This window comes from Mycolicibacterium agri, assembly GCF_002553505.1.
GTDB classification, from domain to species: domain Bacteria; phylum Actinomycetota; class Actinomycetes; order Mycobacteriales; family Mycobacteriaceae; genus Mycobacterium; species Mycobacterium agri.
This window is the reverse complement of sequence record NZ_PDCP01000013.1, coordinates 49,262-63,539: the sequence shown is the minus strand read 5'-3', so window position 1 is coordinate 63,539 and position 14,278 is coordinate 49,262. Positions and strand designations below refer to the sequence as shown.

16 protein-coding genes and 1 pseudogene are annotated in these 14,278 nt (G+C 68.2%); 8 read left to right on the top strand and 9 right to left on the bottom strand.

The window, feature by feature from the left end; genetic code table 11:
• Positions 1–7 precede the first annotated feature (7 nt).
• The 5 genes from CQY20_RS09375 to CQY20_RS09355 all read right to left on the bottom strand — a co-directional run bounded on the left by CQY20_RS09375 (position 8) and on the right by CQY20_RS09355 (position 4,275).
• A complete protein-coding gene (locus CQY20_RS09375) occupies positions 8–793 on the bottom strand; it encodes an alpha/beta hydrolase (protein WP_097939810.1) in 786 nt (261 codons plus the stop codon).
• Positions 794–833: 40 nt separating this feature from the next.
• On the bottom strand, positions 834–2,129 hold the full coding sequence (locus CQY20_RS09370; RefSeq protein ID WP_097939809.1) for a PE-PPE domain-containing protein: 1,296 nt from the start codon (positions 2,127–2,129) through the stop codon (positions 834–836).
• Positions 2,130–2,255: 126 nt separating this feature from the next.
• Entirely contained in the window at positions 2,256–3,287 is a 1,032-nt protein-coding gene (locus CQY20_RS09365; protein ID WP_097939808.1) for an NAD-dependent epimerase/dehydratase family protein, read from the bottom strand.
• On the bottom strand, positions 3,284–4,063 hold the full coding sequence (locus CQY20_RS09360; RefSeq protein WP_174814752.1) for an S-methyl-5'-thioadenosine phosphorylase: 780 nt from the start codon (positions 4,061–4,063) through the stop codon (positions 3,284–3,286). Before CQY20_RS09360 ends, CQY20_RS09365 begins: the two co-directional genes overlap by 4 nt.
• Positions 4,060–4,275 carry a hypothetical protein gene (locus CQY20_RS09355; protein WP_097939806.1) on the bottom strand — a complete coding sequence of 72 codons (216 nt, stop codon included), beginning with the start codon at positions 4,273–4,275 and terminating at the stop codon, positions 4,060–4,062. The genes CQY20_RS09360 and CQY20_RS09355 overlap by 4 nt, the downstream gene beginning before the upstream one ends.
• Positions 4,276–4,357: 82 nt before the next feature.
• Here CQY20_RS09355 and CQY20_RS09350 point away from each other — a divergent pair, with 82 nt between their 5' ends.
• Positions 4,358–5,224 carry a 1,4-dihydroxy-2-naphthoate polyprenyltransferase gene (locus tag CQY20_RS09350; protein WP_097939805.1) on the top strand — a complete coding sequence of 289 codons (867 nt, stop codon included), beginning with the start codon at positions 4,358–4,360 and terminating at the stop codon, positions 5,222–5,224.
• A gap of 93 nt (positions 5,225–5,317) precedes the next feature.
• Here the strand turns inward: CQY20_RS09350 and CQY20_RS09345 are convergent, their stop codons facing one another.
• Together CQY20_RS09345 and CQY20_RS09340 are read right to left on the bottom strand one after the other, a co-directional pair.
• The gene (locus CQY20_RS09345) at positions 5,318–6,427 is read right to left on the bottom strand and encodes a DUF1214 domain-containing protein (protein WP_097939804.1); all 1,110 of its coding nucleotides are present in this window, start codon (positions 6,425–6,427) and stop codon (positions 5,318–5,320) included.
• Positions 6,424–6,999, bottom strand: a complete 576-nt coding sequence (locus tag CQY20_RS09340; protein WP_097939803.1) for a TetR/AcrR family transcriptional regulator — start codon at positions 6,997–6,999, stop codon at positions 6,424–6,426. The genes CQY20_RS09345 and CQY20_RS09340 overlap by 4 nt, the downstream gene beginning before the upstream one ends.
• Positions 7,000–7,046: 47 nt before the next feature.
• Between CQY20_RS09340 and CQY20_RS09335 the strand changes: the two are divergent.
• A pseudogene (locus CQY20_RS09335) lies at positions 7,047–8,301 on the top strand (sulfotransferase family protein).
• Positions 8,302–8,361: 60 nt separating this feature from the next.
• Here the strand turns inward: CQY20_RS09335 and CQY20_RS09330 are convergent.
• Positions 8,362–8,928: a Clp protease N-terminal domain-containing protein gene (locus tag CQY20_RS09330; protein ID WP_097939866.1), complete on the bottom strand. Its 567-nt coding sequence runs from the start codon at positions 8,926–8,928 to the stop codon at positions 8,362–8,364.
• A 2-nt stretch (positions 8,929–8,930) separates the two neighbouring features.
• Positions 8,931–9,143: a helix-turn-helix domain-containing protein gene (locus tag CQY20_RS09325; protein ID WP_097939801.1), complete on the bottom strand. Its 213-nt coding sequence runs from the start codon at positions 9,141–9,143 to the stop codon at positions 8,931–8,933.
• A 125-nt stretch (positions 9,144–9,268) separates the two neighbouring features.
• Here CQY20_RS09325 and CQY20_RS09320 point away from each other — a divergent pair, with 125 nt between their 5' ends.
• The 6 genes from CQY20_RS09320 to CQY20_RS09295 are packed head-to-tail and all read left to right on the top strand — an operon-like array spanning position 9,269 to position 14,275.
• Positions 9,269–10,270, top strand: coding sequence for an AAA family ATPase (locus CQY20_RS09320; RefSeq protein WP_097939800.1), 1,002 nt, complete (start codon positions 9,269–9,271; stop codon positions 10,268–10,270).
• 8 nt (positions 10,271–10,278) lie between these two features.
• Positions 10,279–11,151, top strand: coding sequence for a DUF58 domain-containing protein (locus CQY20_RS09315; RefSeq protein ID WP_097939799.1), 873 nt, complete (start codon positions 10,279–10,281; stop codon positions 11,149–11,151).
• A complete protein-coding gene (locus CQY20_RS09310) occupies positions 11,141–11,614 on the top strand; it encodes a hypothetical protein (protein WP_097939798.1) in 474 nt (157 codons plus the stop codon). The genes CQY20_RS09315 and CQY20_RS09310 overlap by 11 nt, the downstream gene beginning before the upstream one ends.
• Positions 11,605–12,618, top strand: a complete 1,014-nt coding sequence (locus CQY20_RS09305; protein ID WP_097939797.1) for a vWA domain-containing protein — start codon at positions 11,605–11,607, stop codon at positions 12,616–12,618. The genes CQY20_RS09310 and CQY20_RS09305 overlap by 10 nt, the downstream gene beginning before the upstream one ends.
• Positions 12,615–13,556 carry a vWA domain-containing protein gene (locus CQY20_RS09300; RefSeq protein ID WP_097939796.1) on the top strand — a complete coding sequence of 314 codons (942 nt, stop codon included), beginning with the start codon at positions 12,615–12,617 and terminating at the stop codon, positions 13,554–13,556. Before CQY20_RS09305 ends, CQY20_RS09300 begins: the two co-directional genes overlap by 4 nt.
• Positions 13,553–14,275 (top strand): hypothetical protein, encoded by a 723-nt coding sequence (locus CQY20_RS09295; RefSeq protein ID WP_097939795.1) that lies wholly within the window; start codon positions 13,553–13,555, stop codon positions 14,273–14,275. Before CQY20_RS09300 ends, CQY20_RS09295 begins: the two co-directional genes overlap by 4 nt.
• Positions 14,276–14,278 lie beyond the last annotated feature (3 nt).

Here is a 14,278-nt window from a genome sequence, read left to right as displayed (position 1 = left end):
AGTATCACTATCGCAGGCCCGCTTCCGACAGGAACCTGCCGACCTCCTCCAGCATGCGGTCGCCGTCGACGAGTTCGGGATCGTTGTGGTTGGCGCCGGGCACCACGAAATAGCGTTTGGGGTCGGGCGCTGCGTCGTAGAGTTTCCTGCTCAAACGCTCGGGGACGATGTCGTCGCGGTCGCCGGCGATGATCATGATCGGTGCCGACAGCGACGCGATCCGGTCGATGGACGGATAGCGGTCGACGAGCAGCCAGCCGACCGGCAGCCACGGGTAGTGCACGCGGCCGACCTCGGCCAGCGACGTGAACGGCGAGCGAAGTACCAGGGCGGCCGGCGGTCGTTCCATCGCCAGACCGATGGCGACTGCGGCGCCGAGCGATTCGCCGAAGTACACGATTCGGGCCGGGTCGACGGCGGGCTGTTCGGCCAGCCATGCCTGTGCCGCGCGGGCGTCGGCGGCCAAGCCCTTCTCGGACGGCGTGCCGGGGTTGCCGCCGTAGCCGCGGTAGTCGAACAGCAGCACCGACAGGCCGAGACGCGCCAGGCCGGCGGCCAGCCCGGCCCGCAGCGACCGGTCTCCCCCGTTGCCGTTGAACACCACGACCGCAGGTCCAGGCTGCTCCCGCACGGGCAGATACCATGCGCCCAAACGGATTCCGTCCTCGGTTTCGAGAACGACGTCGCGTCCACGCGGCAGCAGCGTCGCCGCCGACGGCACGGGACCCGGCGACGGGAAATAGATCAGCCGCCGCTGCTGGGCGCGGATCGCGACGATCAGTGCGGTTACCACAAGCGCGACGATAAGCGCTGTGGCGAGAACCCGCCGCCGTCTACGAGTCGTCGCTGCCCGCGTTCTCCGACTGCGCCGCCGGGTTGTGTTTGTCCGCACCTGTGAGCTTGCGCAGCGACGAACGGACGTTCTCGGCGATCTTCTTCAACGGCCGCGGCCGCTGCTTCGACGACGTGGTGGTGGTCTTCTTGGCGTCGGGATCCGTCGAGCGCAGCGTCGAGTTGTTGTTCGACACCGTGGAATTCGGCAGCGTCGAGATCAGCGGCAGCTTGCGGAACTCGTCGAGCGGTTTGGTGACGAAGTTGCTCGGGTTCGCGACGTCCTCGGCGGCGGTCTGCGCGCCGTCCCGCAGGCCCGTTCGCACTGCACCGGGGAGGTTGTTCAGCGCCGTGGTGCTCTCGGAGATGCCCAGGCCCATCGGCCGCTCGACCGTCGGATCGTCTGGAATGGGTGTGTTGTCCTTGTATCCGGCGTTCACGATCTCGGTCAGTGCGGGTTCGAGGGTGTCAGCCAGGATGTCGCCACCGGGGATCAGCCGCAGCGGCCGAACCACGGGCAGGCCATCGGATTCGAACGTCACGTATGTGGTTGTGACACCAGGACCAAGCGCCACTTCCCTGACGGCGCCGTTGGGCGAAACGATGTAGTGCACGCCCGGTTGGAGGTCGTCTGGCAGCCGCGCCGATCCCTGCGCGCCGTATCCGTAGACATATGCCACCAGGCTGTTCACGTCCGACACCACATTGAGCGGGTAGGTGACGGCATTGCCGTTGACGTTGTATTCGTAGCCGACGTCCCAGACGGTGACGTCCAAGTCGTTCGGTGACGCAGCTTTCGACGTCAGCAGCAGCGGCGCGAACGGCCAGTACGTCGTCCAGAAGCCGCCACCGGCACGGTTGGTGTTGTTGTCCAGGATCACGAGATCGACGTTCTCGAGTCCGTCGTCGCCGAGCAGCCCGAGCGCGGTCCCGGTCTGTCCGGCGCCCCAACCCGACGAGATCACGGCCGTGCGCTTCGGGTCGTCGTCAGCGGCGGCGATCGCGTCAGCGATACCGCGCGGGCCGAAGAAGAACGGGACCAGCACGCGCGGCGGAACGTATTGCGAGTTCGCGTAATCGGTTCCGTAATACTCGGTGCCGGCGAAGATCTGCGACGTCGAGTTGGCCGGTGTGATCAGCGCCATCAGCTCTACCGCGGGCGAGATCGCCGGCGCAGTCCCGGTGACGATGGCGGTGGCCACGCTGGTGGCGCCGACGGCGACGGCGGCCAGACCAGTGCCTGCGCGCTTTGCGGCAGTCGACCGGATGCGCGATTTTTTGTGGTGCTTACCTGACACGGGAGCGCCTCTCCTCAACCCAACCCAATGGAAACGCTGGTCAACGAGTGGCCCAGACTGGCAAAAACTAGCACGGCCGCAGATTCGCGGCCATCCATCTAGCGCACACTTTGGTAAGCGCGCTGGTTAGCCCCGCAATGGCGCGTATGCGAACTCGCGCAGACCGTCGCGCGGGTCCACCACGGCTCGAAATCCCAGCAACTCGGCGGCACCCGCCGGGCTCGCGACGATGTGCCGCACGTCGCCGCTGCGGTACTGGCCCGTCACCACCGGTGCGGCATCTCCGCGCGCCTCGCACAACTCGGTTGCCATCTCGAGAATCGATATCGGCTTGCCCGAGCACACGTTCGCCGCGGCGAAACCGGTGGTGTCGGCTTCGATGGCGGCGACGTTGGCGGCCGCGACATCGTCGACGTGGACGAAGTCGCGCATCTGTCCGCCGTCCTCGAAAACCCTTGGCACATCGCCGGCTTCGAGCTCGGACCGGAAGATCGCCGCGACACCGGAATAGGGGGTGTCGCGCGGCATGTACGGCCCGTAGACGTTGTGGTAGCGCAGCGCCACAACCGAGCCGCCCGTCGACTCGGCCCACGCGAGCGCGTAGTGCTCCTGGGCGACCTTGCTGGCGGCATAGAGGCTGCGCGGCCGCAGGGGCGCATCCTCGTCGACCAGCTGCCACTTCAATTCTTCGCCGCCGATCGGGCAGCGATGCTCGAACACCCCCGCGTCGAGGTCGGCGCGCGTGCGCGGCAGCGGGTCGACGATGCCGTGCTCCACGCAGCGGTACCGGCCCTGCCCGTACACCACCATCGACGACGCCAGCACCAGCCGCTGACAGCCCGCCGCGAACATCTCCGCCAACAGCACCGCCGTGCCGTAGTCGTTGTGGCTGGCGTAGGACGGCGCATCACCGGCGTCGACCCCGGCGCCCACCACCGCGGCCTGGTGACAGACCACGTCCACGCCGTCGAGCAGCTTGGCGACCGCGCGGGCGTCGCGCACGTCGATGCGCTGCACCCCTTCGGGCGGCTCGGCTCCGGGGCCGTGCGCGGCGGGCAGCATCGCGTCGACCGTGACGACGTCGTGACCCCGGTCGGTCAGGGCGGCCACGACCCGCGATCCGATGAAGCCGGCCGCGCCGGTGACGAGGACTTTCATGGCAGGTCGAACGGGAGCTCGACGCCTTCGTGGGGCAGGCAGTGCGTGCACGCCCTCTCCGAGGCCACCTGGTCGATCGCCTCGTGCACCAACTTCTTGAACGGCACCAGGTTGCGTTGGAACTCGGCGAACACGTCGACCGCCCGCACGCCGCTGCCGACGGCAACGCCGGCATCCACGTCAGTCACCAAAGCGATTGCGGCATAACACATTTCCAGTTCCCGCGCCAGCACCGCCTCGGGGTAGCCGGTCATGTTCACCAGCGTGAAACCCTGCTGCGCGAACCATTGGCTTTCGGCGCGGGTGGAAAACCGCGGGCCCTGCACAACGACCATGGTGCCGCCGTCGACGACACTGGGCAGACCGGTGACCGCGGCGCGCAGCGTCGGGCAGTATGGATCGGCGAATTCCACATGGATACCGCCCGAATCGAAGTACGTGTCCTCGCGGCCGCGCGTGCGGTCGACCAGTTGATCCGGCACCACCATCGCGCCCGGCCCGAGGTCGGGCGTCAGGCTGCCCACAGCGCACGGCCCGAAGACGCGCCGCACGCCCAGCGCGCGCAGCGCCCACATGTTGGCCCGATACGGCACGGTGTGCGGCGAGAACTCGTGCTTGGCGCCGTGGCGCGGGAGAAACGCCACTTCATGCTCGCCGACGACGCCGACGGTGATCGGAGCGCTCGGCGGTCCGTACGGGGTGTCGAGGTTGACGGTCCGCGCGTCCGAGCCGAAGAACGAGTAGAAACCGCTGCCGCCGATGACTCCGAGCATCAGTCCATTGTGGCTTCGGCGCGCTCCCGTGCCCGGCGGACCCCTTCGCGGATCTCGAAGACGTCGGTGGCCAGGCCGCCGATCGCGTCGGCGACGTCCTTGACGGCGGTGGTGACGATGGTGGTCACCTCACCGATGGTCATGGCCACGGACTGGACAGTCTCCTGGACGGCATCCTTGCGAATCTCGCCCATGCTCAGTCGGTCTTGTCCCATATGTTTCAGCTTCGACCCGCGACCGACGGCCCGACAATGTGTCTGTCGTCACTCCGCGCGGGCGTCATGAAACGATGAGGCCGTGGCCAGTGTCGCGCAATGGGTTGAGGGCGCCCGCCCGCGCACCCTGCCCAACGCCATTTCTCCCGTGATCGCCGGCACCGGCGCGGCGGCCTGGCTCGAGGCCGCGGTGTGGTGGAAGGCGCTGCTGGCGCTGGTCGTCGCCGTCGCGATGATCGTCGGCGTCAACTACGCCAACGACTACTCCGACGGCATCCGCGGCACCGATGACGTGCGCGCAGGCCCGCTGCGTCTGGTCGGATCCCGGCTGGCCACACCGCGTTCCGTGCTGACGGCGGCGCTGGTGAGCTTCGGCGTGGCCGGCGTGGCCGGGGTGGCGCTCGCACTCGCCAGCGCGCCGTGGCTGATCATCGTCGGCGGCGTCTGCATCGCGGGTGCATGGCTGTACACGGGCGGCTCGAAGCCCTACGGCTACCTCGGGTTCGGCGAGGTCGCGGTGTTCGTGTTCTTCGGCCTCGTCGCGGTGCTGGGCACGCAGTACACGCAGGCGCTGCGGGTCGACTGGGTCGGCCTGGCGTCGGCCGTCGCGATCGGGTCGCTGTCGTCGGCGGTGCTGGTCGCCAACAATCTGCGCGACATTCCCACCGACCGCGAGGCCGACAAGATCACGCTGGCCGTGCGGTTGGGCGACGCGCGCACTCGGCTGCTGTATCAGGGGCTGCTGGCGCTGGCCCTGGTCATGACGCTGGTGCTGATGCTCGCGACGCCGTGGTGTGCGGTCGGCCTGCTCGCCGCCCCGCTGGCGTGGCGGGCCGCGCGTCCGGTGCGCGGCGGCCAGGTCGGGCCCGCGCTGATCCCCGTGCTGCGCGACACCGGGCTGACGATGCTGGTGTGGGCGATCGCGGTGGCGCTGGCGCTGGGCCTGTGATTTTTCCCGCGCGAGCAGACGCTCGTGTCCGCTTGTTCCTGGGGTTTTGCGGGCCTTAGTGTCTGCTCGCGGGGGGTTTGGCGCCCCTGTGCGCTAGGTGACGGCCGTCGGCGCGTCGGCCAGCTTGACCAGCTGCACTGTCGGCCGGGCCGGGAGCTCGTCGGCGAGAAACCAGCGGAATGCGAGGTTGCCGCGCGGATAGTCAAGCGTGGTAAGCGAATTCGGGTGCTGGGTGATGCTGCGCGACAGCACGACCGTCACCGAGCCGTCGGAGTTGGGCACCGCGGTGTGACCGTTGACCGAACTGCGGGCGTCGTCGACGCCTGGGGTGGCCATGAACTGGTTCCACACGACGAGATTCCAGAACCGGCACGGCGGCGGCCGGTGCGTGATGACCAGCGCCTCGTCCTCCTCCAGCACGAAGCTGCCGTACGCGTAGCAGGCGTCGCGCGCCGACCAGCCGAAGTTGGCGTCGGGCACCTGATACGGCTCGGCGAATTCGTTTGCGGCCTGCGAGATTTCGTGGCCGTGGGAGTGCGCGTCGTCGACACGAGCGCCGACAGCCAGCGGCAGGATCGCAAACATCGTCTTCATCCACGCCGCACTCGCGCGTAGGGCGACGGCGGTTTCGGCATCGCTGCGGCGGAACGGGTCTGGCGCGTCGAGCGCCTCGATCTCCCAGCGCACCTGGCGTCCGGCGCGCGGGTCGGCCTGGTAGTCGCGGGTCATCAGCACGGCGGCCTCGGGCGTGGGGCCGAGATCGAAGGAGAAGTTGCCCTCGGCGTCGACGTCGATGTCGTCGTCGCGGATGTGCGCGACGATGCGGTCGGACCATGCGCCCGGCGACGGCTCGTTGTATGCGGTCACCGAGAAGTAGACGCTGTCGCCCTTGTTGCCGCTGATGCGGTAGCGCCGCGCCGGGTCGACCGGACACATGAAGTAGTAGGCGTCGGTGTTGTCGCCGCCCCAGCGCCGGTCCTGCCGCGTCGGCGAATTCACTTCGATCCAGCGCGGACGGGACGGGTCGGCGAAAAGGTAGGTGTCGAACGCGACGCCGAGAGTGGTTGCCAGCATGCGGTATCCGTCGGCGACGTGCCGGTCGTCGGTGACCGCCCGCTCACCGTCGAGGAATGAGGAATCAAGGCTGCCGAGGGTTTCCAGCAGCTCCCGCCAGGCGGCGGTCGACTCGTGCGTCGTGCTCATGCGCTGATTCCTTTCGTGATGAGGGCGGCGGTGCGCTCCACCCAGTCGTCGTCGAGCGCCTGGTTGCGCGTGATGAGAGCCATCAGGGTGATGCCTGCGATCGCTTCCACCAGGTCGACGGTGGTGACGCCGCGGCGAACTTCACCGCGCCGGGCGGCGTCGTCGAGGCGCTCGGTCATGCCGCGAAAGATGATGTCGCCGAACCGGTCCAGCAGGTCGGCGTGCAGCGCCGAGTCGGTGGCCATCTCGGCCAGGAGTCCCGGCATCGCCGCGCGTGCGGCCGGTGTGGTCAGCACCCCCGCTGTGCGACGGATCATTTCGCGAACGTCGCCGGCGAGCGAGCCGGTGTCGGGCAGGTCGGTGGCCTCCGATATCGGGAAGACGGCTTCGTGCACGAGGTGGGCCTTACTGCGCCAGCGCCGGTAGATGGCCGGCTTGCTGGTGCCCGCCCGCTTGGCGATGGCGTCGACCGAGAGGTCGGCGTATCCCGACTTGCTCAACAGCTCGACGGTCGACCGCAAAACCGCGACATCGATGCGCGGATTACGAGGACGACCGAGGTCTGTTGTCATTACGATACTTAGAGTAACATAAGTAGCGCCGCACGTGAGGAGCGCCAATGTCAGGGTCCGACGTCAAGGCAGCCGTCGCCCACCTCGACGACCTCGCCGAGCCGCGGTTCAGCCCCCGAGGCGCAACAGATCCGCGACATGATGGCGGCAATGGCCCCGGAGTGCCCGCTCGACGCCGACGTGATGCACGCCAAGGCCACGGCCGAAACCGGCCTCTCCGACTTCGGCGACGACGACTACCGCGAGCGGCTTGACGTGTATCTTGCTGCGCTACAGGAGATCCCGACCATGCAACCGGCGGGTATCGTCAACCATCACGTGCAGATCGTGCAGTGGTTGAAGAACCGGCTGTTGCTCACCGACCTGTTGGCGCGCCATCCCGAAATCCATGACATCGAACTGCGGCCGCCGATCGTCATCGCGGGCCTGCCGCGCACCGGAACCACCCACCTGCACAACATGTTGGCGGCGCCGACGACGTTTCGCACGATGCCGTACTGGGAGAGCAACGAGCCGTTCCCGCTGCCCGCGGAGGCCGGTGTCGAACCGGATCCGCGCAGAGCGAGGATGGACGTGTCGGTACAGGTCATCGACGTGGTGATGCCGCATTTCCGGCTCATGCACGAGATGACGACCGACCACGTGCACGAAGAAATTCAGTTGCTGGCCAACGACTTCTCGACGATGTTGTTCGAGACACTGGCGCATGTGCCGCGGTGGCGTGACTACTACATGACTCACGATCAGACGCCGCATTACGAGTACCTCAAGATGCAGCTCAAGGCGATGCAGTTTCTGCGCGGTGGCCGGCGCTGGCTGTTGAAGTCGCCGCAGCACCTCGAGCAGCTGCCGGTGCTTGACCGCGTATTCCCGGGTGTGTTCGTGATTTTCACGCACCGCGACCCCGCACCGGTCGTGCTGTCGATGTTGGCGATGCTGACCTACAGCGCACGCATGTACAGTTCGCCGGTTCCGGTGCACGAGATCGCGACGACGTGGGTGCAGCGGCTCGGGGCGATGCTCGACGCGCTGGTGCGCGACCGCGACACCATTGCGCCATCGCGCTCGATGGATGTGCGGTTCGACGACTTCATGGTCGACGAGACCGCCGTCGCTGAGCAGGTATACGCCACGGCCGGTGAGGATTTCGACGACGCGGCCCGCGCGGCGGTCGCGGCGTATCTCGCGGGTCATCAGCGCGGCCGGCACGGCTCGGTCGCGACGTCGCCGGAGATGTTCGGCCTGTCAGGCGAGGACCTTCGTACGCCGTTCACCGCGTACGTGCAGCGCTTCCTCACCTGATTCTTCCGCTCACCTGACCCGGCGAGCAGACGCGAAAAGGGGTGAGGGGCGAGCCCGCCCTCAGGCCGCCTTGGCCAGCAGGTCGTCGATGGCGCTGCGCAACACCGACGGATCGACCCGCTCGGCGATCAGGCCCAGGGTGAACTTGTCGCCGCCGCGCAGGATGCCGAGCAACAGGTGTTCGCAGCCGATGCCGTTGTCCTTGTGCGCCAGCGCTTCTCGTAACGACAACTCCAGCGCCTTCTTCGTCGGCTTGACGAACGGGATGTGCCCGCGACGGCGGCGCCGGCGCCCGGACTTGCGCAGCGCGTTGTCGAACGCCCCCGCGCCGAACGTGAGGTCGACGTTCTCGCGCACGGCCCGCAGGTCGATGCCGATCGACCGCAGCGCGTCGGCGTCGTCGTCGAAGGACTCGTCGGGGCCGTACGTCGCGGCGACCAACCGATCGCGCACCGCGTCGGCGGTCAGCCCGAATCCGCCGAGCAGCCGCGACAGGTCGCGCCCCGCGCTCTGCAGCACGCCGACCAGTAGGTGCTCGGGCCGGATCTCGTCGGAGTTGGTTTCGCGGGCTTCCTCCTGGGCCAGCACAACGGCGACCCGTGCGTTGCGGCTGAACCGCTCGAACATGGTCATTTCCTCCGGTTGTACTTCTGGTGCACGGCCTGACGGCTGACCTCCAGCGCGTCGGCGATGGCCTGCCAGCTCCAGCCCTGCTCGCGGGCATTGGCGACGTGCAGCGCCTCCAACCGCTCCTGGAGCCGCCGCAGCGCCCGCACCGTGCGCAGACCGAGGGCGGGATCGGCGCTGGCGGCGCCCTCGGCCAGATCAGTGCTCTCGGTCACACCGCCAATGTACCGCGGTTGTCAATATAAGTTGACAGCATAATGCGGTCGGGTGTGCGAACCCGCGGCCCCGGGTACTCAACCGCGTCGCACCGCCCCCCTGAAAGCCACCCTGAAAGGCCACGATGACAGCAGCACCCGTACGGCTCGCCCCCCGTGACATCGCCGAGGCCCAGCGCATCGTCGGAGCGGTCGGCGAGGCGTTCTCGACGAAGGTGGTCGGCCAGGACAACCTGCGCGAGTCGCTGCTGATCGGTCTGCTGGCCGGCGGCCACATCCTGATCGAGAGCGTGCCCGGTCTGGCCAAGACGACGGCCGCGCGCGTCATCGCCGAATCCATCCACGGCGGCTTCCAGCGCATCCAGTGCACACCGGACCTGCTGCCCAGCGACATCATCGGCACCCAGGTGTACGAGGCGGCGACGAACTCGTTCGTCACCCAGCTCGGCCCGGTGCACACCAACATCGTGCTGCTCGACGAGATCAACCGGTCCAGCGCCAAGACACAGAGCGCGATGTTGGAGGCCATGGAGGAGCGTCAGACCACCATCGCGGGCACGGTCTATCCGATCCCCGAACCGTTCCTCGTCATCGCCACCCAGAACCCGGTCGATCAGGAGGGCACCTATCCGCTGTCGGAGGCACAGACCGACCGCTTCATGCTCAAAGACGTCCTGTCCTACCCCACCTCCGAGGAAGAGGTGGAGGTGATGTTCCGCATGGACGCCGGGCTGTATGACAAGGATCACCGCAGCAGGCCGGTGGTGGGGCTCGACGACATTCGGCGGCTGCAGGGCATCGTCCGGCACGTCTACATGGACCGCGCCTTGATGCACTACGCCAGCGAGCTCGTCGGCGTCACCCGCAACCCTGACGACTTCCTGCCCAGAGAACTGGCGCGGCTCATCGAATACGGCGCCAGCCCTCGCGCCACGATCGCGTTCATCAAGTCGGCCCGCGCGCTGGCGGTGCTGTCCGGCCGCGGGCACGTGATCCCCGACGACATCGCCAAGCTCGCACACCGGGTGCTGCGACACCGGCTGATCCTCGGCTTCGAGGCGGCCAGCCACAACGTCACACCGGAGGTCATCATCGACGCCGTGCTGCAATCGGTGCGGGTGCCCTGAGGACCGTCGTGGGTAAGCATCTGGACCGGGCGAAGGCGCATTTCGGCACCGACACCCGCGGCCTACTGGAAGGCGGGCGCTACGCGCTGCTGCACAACCGCAGCCTGGAGTTCGACGATCTGCGGCCCTATGTGCCGGGCGACGACGTCCGCGACATCGACTGGAAGGCATCGGCCCGGTCGGGCAACGTGCTGATCAAGCGCTTCGTCGACGAGAAGCACCACAAGATGCTGCTGGTCGCCGACGCCGGCCGCAACATGACCGCGCTCAGCCCGAGCGGTGAGGCGAAAATCGATGTGGCGGCCCATATTCTGGGCGCGTTCGGGCTGATCACGCTCGGCCGCGCCGACCAGGTCGGCATGGTGTACGGCGACGCCCGCGGCTGCGTCAACATCCGTCTGCGCCGCGGCGAGACACACATCGAGAGCATGCTGCACCGGTTCTACGGCCATGCGCTCGCCAAGCCGGGCCCCAGCGACATCGCGTGCCAGTTGGGTTATGTGGCAACGCATTACCGCCACCCCATGCTGATCGTCGTGGTGTCCGATGAACCGGAGGTCGATGACCATCTCGACGAGGCGGTCACCCGGCTGGCGGCCCGCCACGAGGTCATGTGGGCGATGGTCTCGGACATGCCCGCCGTCGGCGCAGCTCCGGGCGGCCGAGACGGTTTCGACGTGGCGACAGGGCGTTTCGTGTTCGGTCAGGCCGCCATGGAACCGCGAATCGTGACCGCCTACCGACGGGCCGAGGAGCGGCGCAGGCGCCAGCTCGACGAGTTCCTGACCAGCCGGGCGATTCCGCACACCACAATCGAGGCCAGCAGCCAGATACGCACTCGCATCACGAAGATGAACGAGGTGTTCGCCCGTGCCGGATGACCTGCTGCGCTTCGTCGTCGGGCCTACGCCGTACTCGACGCTGTGGCTGTGGCTCGGCCTGCTCACCATCGCAGCCGTAATCGCCTGGTATGCAGCGGTGTTGCTGTGGACTCAGCCCGCGCACCGGCTGCGAACCATGCCGGGGCTGCGCGTGGTGCACGCAAAGCTGTTGCGTCGCCGCTTCGCCCGAAGCGTGCATGCCATCGGCGAGCGTCATCGCGCAGGCGAGCTGTCCGCAGCGCAGGCAGGCGCGCAGATGAGCCGCACACTGCGCAGCTTCCTGCATCAAGCGACGGGGATACCGGCGCAGTACATGCATGTCGACGAGATCGCCTCCACCGAACTGGCCGATACGGCCCCGCTGCTCGCGGCGTTCAACGACGTTCAGTTCAACACCGACTCCGAAGTGGCGCTGAGCACCGTCGGCGCATCCACCGAGGAGATGATCCGCACGTGGGCCTGACCTGGTGGCCGCTGGCCATTGCCGGATTCGCCTGCCTTGCAGTGGCTGTCGCGATGGCGCTGCTGCTGCCCATGGAGCGGGAGCGCCGGCAGTTGCGGCCGATGGCGAACACGTCGCGGCTGACTCGGCTGCCTGAATACGCGCGCTTGGCGCGGGCCCGGCTGATGTCGACCGTCGCCACGCTCGTGTTGCTCGTGCTGCTGTTCGGTGCGGTGATGCTCGCGGCCGCGCGGCCGACCGGATGGTCGTGGACGGTGAATTCGACCGAGCGGCCCGAAGACATCATGCTGTGCGTCAACCAGCCGGTCGCCGACCAGTCCACGGCGGACTTCCTGACGTTCTTCGCGGACCAGGCCAGAACCTACGGCAGCGAGCGCATCGGGCTCACCTCACCCAATCGCCGGGTGGTTCCGCTGACCCGCGACTATCAGTACGCCGCAGAACGATTCGGCGATCTCGCCCAACTGGCCAAGCCGCCGGCGGACGTGCCTGCGCCGGAAGCGGCGGCGATGCGGCGCGACGCCGCCCGGTTCTCCCCACGGGTGACCTACGCCGACTACGCGACCAGCACCCCCGATGTGCTGGCGATGTGCCTGGCCGGATTCCCGTCCTTCGAGCCCGCCGACAGCCGCAGGCGTTCGGTGATCTACCTCGGTCCAGGTGAGGCGCGCGGTGACGACGAGACTCGCCCGTCGCTGTTCAGCGCGCAAGACGTCGAGGCCGAGGCGATCGAGGCCGGCGTTCAGATCAACGCGCTCACGCCGCCGGGACAAGGCTCTGCCGCGCTGCGGTCGCTGGCGGAAACAACCGGCGGACAGGCGTTCCCGGTCCAAGCCGGCGCGACTATGAACTCCACGCTCGACGACATCCGGGCCGATCCGCCGCGCGCCGACGCGAACCGGACCGCTGCCGGTTGGCTGGGTGACTCGCCGAACATTCCGCTGGTCGCGGCGGTCGTCGCGGCCGTGCTGTTGTGTCTGGCGCTGGTGGTGTTGCGGCGATGACGTTTCAACCCGTGCTTCCGCTGCCCGTGCTGATCGCGTTCGGGGTCGTCATCGTCGCGCTGCGGCTATTGAGTATGCGTCGCCTGCACATGACCGCCGGCTCGCAATGGGCGACGGTGTGGCGATGGTGCGGCCTGACGCTGGCGGTGCTGCTGGTGCTGATCGCCGCCGCCCGGCCGGGCATCGAGCACGGCAATCGCGATGTGACACAACCGCAAGCCGCATCCGGCGTGAACACCAACGTCTTCTTCATCGTCGACCGCTCCCCCGACACCCGCGTCACCGACTACGGCGACGGCGAGGCCAGGATCGCCGGCATCCGCGCCGACATCGACGCGCTCATCGAGCGTCATCGGCAGGCGCGCTTCGCCGTCATCTCGTTTTCGTCGCGGTCCTCGCTGGACTGGCCGCTGTCGGATGACGCATGGAGCCTCGAGCCGACGGTCGACCGGCTGTCTGCCTACGACGGGTCCGGCACCGAGACGGCGGACCGTGTCAACGCCGCGGCGGCGGCCAATGTGCTTCGTTATCAACTCATCGCGGCCGGACAGCAGTATCCGGGGTCGGACAATCTGGTGTACTACTTCGGCTCGGGGGCCAGCGGATCCCGTGCTCCGCAAGGCGAATTCGACCCGATACCGGGATCGGTCGACGGCGGCGCGGTGTTCGGCTACGGCGCGGCGCGGAACGAGCCCGGGTTGCAGCGCATCGCCGACCAACTCGACCTGCCGTACGTGCACAGGCAGGCCGGCGAGCCGGTGGCCGACTTCGCGCAGGAGGTCGCCTCGGCCCACGACGCGAAAGCCAGTGTGCCGCAGCGCACCGAGTTGTACTGGTTCTTCGCGCTGGTGGCCGCGGTGCTGTTGCTCTTCGAGACCTTCACCACGCTGCGCGAGTACCGGCGCACCCGCATGACACGACGGGACGTGACGCTATGACCGCCCGCCCCCGCCGGTTGCGGCTGCGACGTCGGCTGCTGTGGCTGTCGGCGCCCGTCGTCGCGGTGGCGCTGCTGGTGAGCCTGAAGATGCTGTCGGTGGTGATCGCGGGCCACTCCGCGGTGTCGAACTTCGAGAGCAAGGACGCCGACGGTCTACACGACAACGCATCCACCTTGGCCTTCGCCAACGTGATCGAACCCGCCAAGGCGCCTTTCGCGGCCGGTGCCGCGGCGGTGTTGGACGGCCGGCTCGACGAAGCCGACGCCAAGTTTCTCGAGTCGCTGTCGCTCACGCCGCGGCAGCAGTCGTGTCCGGTGCGGATCAATCTGCAGCTGACCCGCGAGCGGCAAGGCGACATCGACGCGTGGGAGGGCCGACCCGACGAGGCGCGCGACCGCTACAGCAGTGCGCTCACGGTGGTGAACGAGGCGCCCGCGGGGTGCTTTGCAGGCAACGACGATCCCGACGAAGACCGCCGCGCTGTTCGAAACGACGCCGCCGCCCGTCTGGCCGCGAAGATCGCCGGACTCGACGTGCCGCCCGCCGCACCTCCGCCGCCGCCTCCGCCTGCCGCCGCCGCACCGCCACCGCCTCCGCCGCCCGCAGCACCTGACGCGGCCGATCCCGACGCACCGCTGCCGACACTGCTGCTCGAGCCCGACGCGGGCGACCCCGCCGACAAGCTTCGGCAGATCCTGCAGGACGCGGCGGGGTGAGTG

Bases quoted from the DNA above. Each gene is read 5' to 3' on its own strand.
- CQY20_RS09365 (WP_097939808.1), bottom strand. From the start codon at position 3,287: ATGAAAGTCCTCGTCACCGGCGCGGCCGGCTTCATCGGATCGCGGGTC.
- CQY20_RS09355 (WP_097939806.1), bottom strand. From the start codon at position 4,275: ATGGGACAAGACCGACTGAGCATGGGCGAGATTCGCAAGGATGCCGTC.
- CQY20_RS09345 (WP_097939804.1), bottom strand. From the start codon at position 6,427: ATGAGCACGACGCACGAGTCGACCGCCGCCTGGCGGGAGCTGCTGGAA.
- CQY20_RS09340 (WP_097939803.1), bottom strand. From the start codon at position 6,999: ATGACAACAGACCTCGGTCGTCCTCGTAATCCGCGCATCGATGTCGCG.
- CQY20_RS09330 (WP_097939866.1), bottom strand. From the start codon at position 8,928: ATGTTCGAGCGGTTCAGCCGCAACGCACGGGTCGCCGTTGTGCTGGCC.
- CQY20_RS09320 (WP_097939800.1), top strand. From the start codon at position 9,269: ATGACAGCAGCACCCGTACGGCTCGCCCCCCGTGACATCGCCGAGGCC.
- CQY20_RS09300 (WP_097939796.1), top strand. From the start codon at position 12,615: ATGACGTTTCAACCCGTGCTTCCGCTGCCCGTGCTGATCGCGTTCGGG.
- CQY20_RS09295 (WP_097939795.1), top strand. From the start codon at position 13,553: ATGACCGCCCGCCCCCGCCGGTTGCGGCTGCGACGTCGGCTGCTGTGG.